This window comes from Paraburkholderia sp. BGA-UO-ETr-F12, assembly GCF_059567945.1.
Genome location: NZ_JCAQOZ010000015.1, coordinates 1 through 6,740, shown reverse-complemented (window position 1 = coordinate 6,740; position 6,740 = coordinate 1). Strand labels below are relative to the sequence as shown.

Below are 6,740 nucleotides of genomic sequence, written 5' to 3'. Positions count from 1 at the left end.
TGCGCAACGCCAGTCCTGTCGTCCGGTCCGTTCGGTCACGTTCCCGAAACGGTCGGTCACGTTGCCGAAATCGCCGGTCACGATCCCGAAACGGCCGGTCACCTTCGTCCGAAATACGCACTTAACGAAGGGGAAGAAGCACCGTGACTATCACTTCAACACATTACGAGGAAGTCGCGCAGATTCTGCTCGATCGGTTTGCTAACGATTTTGGCTTATCCGCGGTCGAAGGGAAGCAGGACATGCCAGGCAACCTCACCGGTACAAGTTGGGAGATTGACGCTAAAGGCGTGGTTGAAGGAAGCGATGCCTTCCTGATCGTTGAGTGTCGGCGGTACACGACATCAAAGCTGGCACAAGAGGACGTCGCAGCGATCGCATACCGCATCATGGACATTGGGGCAGCTGGAGCGATTACCGTGAGTCCACATGACCTTCAATCCGGTGCAAAGAAGGTCGCCGCCGCAAGCAACATTGCGCATGTTCGGCTTTCACCGGAGAGCACCCCCGAAGAGTTTCAGCTTCAGTTTCTCGACAACATGCGACTGGGTTTTCATGACGAGGTCAAGCTCAATGTGACCGACCATCTAAAGATCACGATCACCAAAGCCGATGGCACATCTTGGACTGAAGAGTTCTAGGAAAAGCGCAATGAGATACATGATCACCTTACTTGCGTCCGTGCTCACGGTCGGCGCAGCTCGCGCAGAAGCTCCGAACGGCGTACAAGAGATTGCCGGACAAATTGGCTACAGGCCCCATCAAATGAAAACGTGTGCCTATTGGGCGAACGAGGCCGCGGCTGCCGCTCGTTCACGTGACAACGGCGTCAAGCAACAGGTGGCGGAGGCCGCCGTCCCGCTCGGTGCGCGGCCGACGGACGTTGACGCTGACCTTGCTGCACGGCGCACTGAGGTGATCGCGCAGGTGTATGAGGGCGACGACCTCCAGAGGATGTCGCCGAGGGCCTTGCATGACGCCGTATTCGCATATTGCAGGTCCAACAACGGTTAGCTAGGGAAAAGCATCTACACATCGAGGAGTACACACGTATGAATGACAAACCTGTTCCGCGACCAAATATCCCTCGCGGTGTCGTCGGTGATTCGTTGCCGCCCGTGCTCCGACGTCCGCCGCCGATGCCGGTTGTTAAGCCGCCGAAGCCAACGAAGTGATAGGCGAGGCCGAAGGTGAATCCACAACAAAGATTTTGGCGAACCCTGTATGAACTTGTGTCCCATGGATATTTTCTCGAGGGATATTCCCAACGCTCTGCGCTTCTCGAGCGGCGAACGAACGTAGCCCTTTCGGTGACGTCGACCGGTAGCCTCGGTATTTGGGCGGTGTTCAAACAGTTCCCATTGCTCTGGAGTGGCATTATCGTCGTCACGCATCTCATTGGGGCGACGAGTAGGTTTCTCCCATTTTCCGCGCGCGTTCGCGCCTCTTCCGCCTGCGCGCACGAGTATCGGTTACATCAAAATTGGGCGGAGGCAAAATGGTGTGAGATCGCCGATGGGACGCTGACCGAAGCGGAAATTAGCAAAGCGCGAGTCGATCTTCAGGCCAAAACTGCGAAGACTCTCAAGTCACATTTCCCGCTTGGAGGCTTGCCTGACAACCCGACGTTGCTTGAAAAAGCAGAGCAACGCGCCGATCAGTATTTAAGACACCACTATGGTGATGACCATGACGAATAGCCAAAAGCCCACGATTCCCACCCCGCCACCGAGAAATGTCGAGAAGGGGGCAAACCTTCCGCCGGTGAATCACAAACCGCCCCCGATGCCTGCCGTCAAGCCGGCGAAGCCGAGCAAGTAGGAAAAGCGGCCTCGGTCGCGCGACAGGGAAAAATCCATGAGCAAAACGGATGACAAAAAAGAATAAGCCGACATGATGAAAATCATGGATGCGGAAGCGTCGATCACGTCAACCCTCAATAAATTGGGGCAGATCGCGATCGATTCCGAGGACGAAAAACTGAAGACGGCGGTCGCCAATCTCGCTAGTCGCATACGTTCACTCTTTGGCCCGAAGCTAAGTGGGAAAGCTCGACTCCTCACTCTGGCGGCCAACTTCAAGGCCGGACACGACCTGCAACGAAAACAGTTTGCAGATGGAATCGTTCAAATCTGGGCCTACTGCAAGCAGATGTCCGAGAAGCAAGAGCCGCGGTGGCAGATCTTGGCGCTGAGGGCGGGTTGGACACCTCCGGCGATCCAGTAGACGACTCAGAAAAGCCGTTCGCGCCGGTCGCGAGCGTCAATCTCAAAATAATAGCGCTTGGGCGCATCATGGGTGACGACGGTTCGAAGCCCCGCTAACCTTTGAACAAGGATAATCGTATGGCAGACGCCAAACAGCAGTACATGATGATGAAATTCACGGTGTTGCAACACCAACAACAGCAATTCGAGCGCGATGCCGAATTGGTTGGTGGGTACGCGTATGCATGGGCAAACGACCTCTACCCAGCATTGCACGACGGAGTCACGTGGCACCTCCCGTTCCGCAACGAGTTTGAAATCTCCGAGGACGAAGTAATGGCTGTTCTCTCGTTCTTGGCGGACGAGTGGGACAAGAAGAATCCGCTTACCTTCTACGAGTTGGAGGATCACTTTGGCGTGCAGGGTTCGGCTAGATCGACCAGTTCGTTCACACGATGGAAGCTATGCCGGATTGTTAGGTATCTTGCCCTCGACCGCATTCGTTTCGATAATAATTTCTGGGCGACTCTGCTTGCCAACGGGACGGCTCCCTCCGAAGCCTTGTCGCTCGGGAGACCGTTATCGTTGGACGAGATTTCCCCCCTTTGATCCCTACGTCGCGGAAAAGAGGCAAATAATGAAACGACAAAATACGCCTAAGTATTGGATCGATATCGCGGTCACGATCGACGGCGTTGACGTAACAGGTTCGTATAGCCTCGACAAGGACGACTGGATGACAGTCAAGATGAACGGGGGCGGCTCAAAACCCGCTCGCGGCGGTCCTACCGTCGAAAGCGTTGCTCGCGTGATTCTTGGCGAGTTGTACACCGAAGCCAATCGAGCGAAGGAATAGAAAAAGGTGACAGGACGACGGATTGTGAACAAGAAGCGGGTAGTTCAATGGTTTGTCAGGTGGACGGATAGCTGGAACCGCGAATTTCACGAGGCTATCGAACGCAACGTGCAAAACGAGTTCAGAACAATGTTTCCGAACGGTGCGAAAGATACTGAGGCGATGATCGAGAAGATGCGTGGCTTTTACTACGCTCGCATGACGAACACAACGAAGTTTCACTAGGAAAGACATGCAATCGAAGCGTAGTGTTCATCCTTCGCTTGCGTTCGCGGACTCGAAACTTCCCTGCGGAGGGTTTGAATGGACCTAATAGCATCAGGCGTTGGTGCTTTGGCATCTTCGCTTAAGTCGGTTCCAAATGTTGTTTGGTCGGGTATCGTCGGTTCTTTCATAACCGTGATCGGAGTCTTGGCTACCAACCTAGGCCTCTCCCGGCGACACCGCGAACAACTACGGCACACTGCCGACGAGAATGCCCGGAAGCTCACACATGATGCTTCGGAGAGCGCACTTGACCGCAAAATGACGCTCAGGCGCGACGTCTATATCCCGGCTATCGAGGCTGTGTATTCCGCGATGAGTTCGATTGGATCAATGGCCGATCCGAGCGTTCCACGATCTGAAATCCAAGGGAAGTTTGTCGATGCGGTCGGATTGATCTCAAAAGTGCATGCGGTCGCCAGCTTGGAGACTGTCGCGGCCGCTGGCGCACTGTTGCACCGGCTCCTGATTGTTAATCTCGATCTGTCAGTCAAGCGCACTGCTATTGAAGTGGTCTATGGGCAATTGCAAGCGAATGCGCAGACCGTTACTCGGGCTATCGAAGAGCATGGGCGATGGGTGCAAGTCCAGACGTCGATGCTATTTGAAGGTCCACCACCGCCCGAGAAATGGAATTTTGTAGCTAACCAGATCGCGTTTCAACAAGGGCAGATCGATCAGTGGACGGCCAAGCGAGTGGCCAGTTCTCGCGAGCTTCAGATTGCTCAGCTAGATTTTCTCAAGGCGATGGCGGAGTCGCAGCGGAAATTAACCGATGTGTCCATCACGACAAGTATCGCCTTGCGAAGCGAACTCGGCATGTTAGACGACAGTCAAGATCGTCTGCGGCAAACACTAGCAAAGAACGGTGAGCGTGCGAGAGAGGCGCTAGAAGAGACGATTGCACGCGTGGAGGAGGAATTGGGCGTGAGCAAATAGCGTGGCATGCTGCGGGGTTGTTGATGCGACGCGGTATCAAGCGGGCAGAAATTGTGGCGACTGGTCTATGGTGGCGCAGGCAGTTGCTCAGCAATCACGCACCTATAACCTGTATTAGCCTGGACTTGATCTGACAGGTAGTCGGAAAGCGAAGTAACAAAGTCGGTTCAGTGAGGGATCAGTTTCTCCCTGGCGAGTTCGAGTGAATCGAGGAAGGTACGCATAGGCGTCTTGCCGTAGCACCATCGCCCCTGATGTTCGCGCTCATTGTTGTACTGGTCAAGCCAGCCGTCCAAATCGGTCTGCAGAGCTGCGATCGAGTCGTAAATCTTCCTGCGGAAGGCGATGCGATAGAACTCGTTGAGCATGGTCCTGTGTAGCCGCTCGACGATGCCATTGGTTTGCGGAGAACGTGCTTTGGTGCGGGTGTGGTCGATGTTCTCCACAGCCAGATAAAGCTCGTATTCATGGTGTTCCGGGTTGCCGCAATACTCCGTGCCCCGGTCGGTCAGCACCCGCGCGAGCGGGATGCCGTAGCAGTCGAAGAACGGTACGACGCGATCGTTGAGCAGGTCGGCGGCCGGCAGCGGCGTCTTACGGTCATAGAGCTTTGCAAACGCCACTTTCGAGTAGGTATCGACAAAGGTCTGCTGATAGACGCGACCCACGCCTTTGAGCGTGCCGACGTAAAAGGTGTCCTGGGCACCGCAGTAGCCGGGGCATTCCGATTCGAATTCGCCGTGTGTTTCCTTTTCCAGTTTGGCGCGCTCGAGCGCGGCTAGCTGTGATTCGGTCAGTACTATCCCTTCCTGGGCGGATCTGGCTTCCAGAGCCTTGAGACGATGGTTCATGGTCTGGAGATCATGACGCAACCAGACGCCGCGCACACCCTGTGGCGACACGCTCAGGGCATGGCGTTTGAGCACTTCGTTGGCGATACGGATCTGACCGTAGGCTGGCAGTTCCAGCGACAGTTCGAGCACCGCGGCCTCGACCTGCGGATCCACGCGGTTCTTCAGCACCGGACGATGATGGGAGATTTCCTGCAGGGCCGCTTCACCGCCCTTATCGTACAGTTCCTTGAAACGGTAGAAGCTGTCGCGCGAATAGCCCATTACACGGCAGGCCTGACTGACGTTGCCCAGTTGCCGGGCCAGCTCCAGCATCCCGACCTTGGCGCGGATAACTTTCTGTTCCTGAGTCATGGTGGACTCCTTGCGGTTTGCCGCGTGCGTTGTCGCTTCGGGCTACGCCCTTCGCGCCAGCGCACATCAGCACGAGAAACCGACCACTGTCAGATTTAGTCTAGTTCAATACATATAACCAGGTCGAGGCGTGCCCCATGATTCGCCGCACGACGTCGAGCGGGACGCCGGCGGCCACCGACTGCGTGCCGAACGCATGGCGCAGCGCATACGGTGACGTGCGGGCGAGTTGCCGGCGCTCGGACTGGTTGAGATCCATCAGCTGCTCGAGCATCTGACGGATTGCCCAGCTATTGAGTCCCCGTGCGCCGCGCACTGAATACCCGTCCTTTAGCGGCACTTCGGTCACCGCCTCTTTGCCCTCATCCAGTCCGAACTTGTTGCGGGCCTTCTTCGTCCCCTGGATGGCGAGCGGTGCGCCCGCGTACGGCGCATTGAAGTCGGGTCCGCGATCGCGCCACTGCGCCTGCATTCCACTATACCCACCTGCTTGCACTCTTCGCCACGTCGGCGTCGCTCGTCCCTGTTGGTTATACATCCTGCAGCACCCTTGAAACCTCGGACATTGCTGCTTAAACCTCAGGCGTCGGCAGTGGGCATGTAATGCCGCACGCAACTGCGGCACACCACTAGACCCGGGGGAGCAGATCGCCCAGCATGAGCCCTTCCATCGGAGTCGATGGTACGGCCAGATCAAAAACACCTGTCATCGCGAACGCTAGCGGCTTCATCGCGTGGTAATAGCTGTCAAAGGGCAGATGCGGCGATTCCGGCCCGAACGTGGCCAGGAGATGGATCCCTCCCTCGGGGTCACCGACGCGGCCTGGTTCCGTGGCGCACCGCTCCGGTTCGTCCGGCACAACGTGGGCCCGGCACATGGCCGGTCGCACCGGGTAGATCGAGCAACGGTCGTCCACAAGGAACGGACACATGACGCGATCAGCGATCATGCGCAGGCTGAGCTGCTGGACTTCGGCCAGCGTAATCGGATCCTCGCGGGTCGACTTCCGCAGACCGCTTTTCAGGTCGCGCCACCAGGCCACCATCTGGCGACGGACCTGCGCCTTGGTCTTCGCATGCATCGAACCCTGTATGAAGCTCACGATAAGCTCTTCTTCCCAGGTATGCACTGACACCATCTGGTAACAGGGCTCTTTCAAAAATGGAGTGGGTAATGCGGCTCACGACGCATGCGGATTGAGTGCTGAGAAGTCGAGCTTTCCGGCGATGAGGAACAGCACGGTGCGCATGGTCTTGAAGCTGGCGTAC

General features: G+C 56.6%; 10 protein-coding genes. 7 read left to right on the top strand and 3 right to left on the bottom strand.

Annotated elements, in window-relative coordinates; all coding sequences use genetic code 11:
* The first annotated feature begins 143 nt into the window (after positions 1-143).
* From AC57B6_RS06715 to AC57B6_RS06685, 7 genes are all read left to right on the top strand, one after another.
* Positions 144-641, top strand: a complete 498-nt coding sequence (locus AC57B6_RS06715) for a hypothetical protein (RefSeq protein ID WP_496420894.1) — start codon at positions 144-146, stop codon at positions 639-641.
* A 19-nt stretch (positions 642-660) separates the two neighbouring features.
* On the top strand, positions 661-1,014 hold the full coding sequence (locus tag AC57B6_RS06710) for a hypothetical protein (RefSeq protein WP_496420893.1): 354 nt from the start codon (positions 661-663) through the stop codon (positions 1,012-1,014).
* Positions 1,015-1,190: 176 nt separating this feature from the next.
* The gene (locus AC57B6_RS06705; protein ID WP_496420892.1) at positions 1,191-1,700 is read left to right on the top strand and encodes a hypothetical protein; all 510 of its coding nucleotides are present in this window, start codon (positions 1,191-1,193) and stop codon (positions 1,698-1,700) included.
* A 193-nt stretch (positions 1,701-1,893) separates the two neighbouring features.
* On the top strand, positions 1,894-2,226 hold the full coding sequence (locus AC57B6_RS06700) for a hypothetical protein (protein WP_496420891.1): 333 nt from the start codon (positions 1,894-1,896) through the stop codon (positions 2,224-2,226).
* Between the two features lie 119 nt (positions 2,227-2,345).
* The gene (locus AC57B6_RS06695) at positions 2,346-2,816 is read left to right on the top strand and encodes a hypothetical protein (RefSeq protein ID WP_496420890.1); all 471 of its coding nucleotides are present in this window, start codon (positions 2,346-2,348) and stop codon (positions 2,814-2,816) included.
* A gap of 28 nt (positions 2,817-2,844) precedes the next feature.
* On the top strand, positions 2,845-3,063 hold the full coding sequence (locus AC57B6_RS06690) for a hypothetical protein (protein WP_496420889.1): 219 nt from the start codon (positions 2,845-2,847) through the stop codon (positions 3,061-3,063).
* A 303-nt stretch (positions 3,064-3,366) separates the two neighbouring features.
* Positions 3,367-4,266 (top strand): hypothetical protein, encoded by a 900-nt coding sequence (locus tag AC57B6_RS06685; RefSeq protein ID WP_496420888.1) that lies wholly within the window; start codon positions 3,367-3,369, stop codon positions 4,264-4,266.
* Between the two features lie 167 nt (positions 4,267-4,433).
* Here AC57B6_RS06685 and AC57B6_RS06680 read toward each other — a convergent pair whose 3' ends face one another.
* The 3 genes from AC57B6_RS06680 to AC57B6_RS06670 form a co-directional block, all read right to left on the bottom strand.
* Positions 4,434-5,471 (bottom strand): IS481 family transposase, encoded by a 1,038-nt coding sequence (locus AC57B6_RS06680; protein ID WP_496420887.1) that lies wholly within the window; start codon positions 5,469-5,471, stop codon positions 4,434-4,436.
* Positions 5,472-5,571: 100 nt separating this feature from the next.
* Entirely contained in the window at positions 5,572-5,943 is a 372-nt protein-coding gene (locus tag AC57B6_RS06675) for a tyrosine-type recombinase/integrase (protein WP_496420886.1), read from the bottom strand.
* 157 nt (positions 5,944-6,100) lie between these two features.
* Positions 6,101-6,574, bottom strand: coding sequence for a YkgJ family cysteine cluster protein (locus tag AC57B6_RS06670; RefSeq protein WP_496420885.1), 474 nt, complete (start codon positions 6,572-6,574; stop codon positions 6,101-6,103).
* Between the last annotated feature and the right edge of the window lie 166 nt (positions 6,575-6,740).